The following is a 1,607-nucleotide window of genomic DNA, read 5'->3' on the forward strand; positions in this document are numbered from 1 at the left end:
TAACAGGAGATAGCAGGCGCCGGGCACCATAATATTGCGGGCGATAACGGTGATAATGGTCGCGGTGGTGATAACAATGCTGCGTGTATAGAGTACGATCCCGGCGGCAAACAGCGCCAGCCCGCCAGAGGCTTTACCCAGCAGACCCAGCGACATCGAGATAGTCTGCGGAATATGGATATCCGCCAGCACGATGATCAGGGCGATCACCGGTGACCAGACCACAGGTTGTTTAATGGCGTTTATCACCCGTGTGCCAAAGGAGATATGCTGGCTTTTATCGCCAGTGGCGACCGACATCAGAATCATTACCAGCGGCAGCTGGAAGACGTTTTGCGTGATGCTGGACACGGTGATCAGCGACGCGCTGACGGTGCCAAATAAAAAGGCCAGCACTGAGGTGCCGATAAACGGGACTGCCGGCGAGCCGATGGCCAGCGCCTGCAGCGTACTGAGGGCGAGGTCGCGTCGAAACAGATAGCGGGCGACCAGTAAGGGAATGACGAAGCTCAGAATCAGCGCCAGGATAATGGCCACCGCAACCGGGCCCATGGTCATGACAATATGTCGCGGCGTCATCACCATATTGCTGAAAATACTCAGCGGTAATGCATAGAGCATCACAATTTTATTGATGTCTCCTGCCTGCTGCCAGTTAAAGTCTTTTCGTTTACCGCTTATATAGCCGATGATGACGGTAATGATAACCGGTAATATAGCGCCTGAAATTAATAGAATATTGTTCTGTGTCATGGTGATATATTCTCATTATAAATTATCTTCGGGTCAGAAATTCGTTTTGCGGTGCGTGGTGAGGTCAATAAATCCGTTTTGCCTGATGCGCGGTAGCTATTTTCGAGCGTGTTGATAGTGACATTTATTCGCTAAAACAGGCCGCAGGGGAAATGTAAAAACCGTTTGTTCAATGAGTAAATATCATGCCAATGAAATTTAAGCAGATTCAGGCGTTTATTACTGTCGCTCACGAAGGCAATATGACCCTGGCCGCGGAGAAGATGGGGATCACTCAGTCGGGACTGAGCCGGCTGTTATTGAGCCTGGAAGCGGACCTGAGTGCGACCTTATTCGAAAGACACAAACACGGTATGGCGTTGAGCGAGTATGGTAGCGCCTTTTTACCCTATGCAATGACGATGCTGAATACCGAACAAAAGGCCCGCGAGGAGATTGCGCTCATCCGCGGCGCCGGGAAAGGTATCCTGCGGATTGGCTGTGTTTCCAGCCTGCTGACCAGCCATTTCATCGATAAGCTGGCGGCTTTCCATCAGCGTCATCCCAAGATCCATCTGCGGATCGTCGACCGCATTGACTCTGAGCTCTTTAAACTCCTGCTGATGCACGACATCGATATCGCCCTCTGCGGCCCCTTAGCGCATGATGAGAAAATCGTGGTGCGCGGTAAAATTAACTGGCAGGACCGGATCTGCATCGTCGCCAGGCAGCACCACCCGCTGCATCAGGCGGCGAACTTATCCCTCGAGGCGATGCTGGACTATCCGTGGATCATGCCGCCGCCGTTAAGTACCCCGATGAGCATCCTGGAGGATATCTTTCGTGCCCATCAGCTACCCTGTCCGCAGCCGGTG

2 protein-coding genes are annotated in these 1,607 nt (G+C 52.5%); one reads left to right on the forward strand and one right to left on the reverse strand.

Annotation, left to right across the window (positions count from 1 at the left end):
- Positions 1 to 753: AEC family transporter (locus tag CWM53_RS05640; protein ID WP_100750725.1), on the reverse strand; the 753-nt coding region annotated here is incomplete at its 3' end.
- Positions 754 to 938: 185 nt separating this feature from the next.
- Between CWM53_RS05640 and CWM53_RS05645 the strand changes: the two genes are divergently transcribed.
- Positions 939 to 1,607: LysR family transcriptional regulator (locus CWM53_RS05645; protein ID WP_100750726.1), on the forward strand; the 669-nt coding region annotated here is incomplete at its 3' end.

It is taken from the genome of Klebsiella sp. A-Nf5 (genome assembly GCF_002810545.1).
Taxonomy (GTDB): Bacteria; Pseudomonadota; Gammaproteobacteria; order Enterobacterales; family Enterobacteriaceae; genus Klebsiella; species Klebsiella variicola.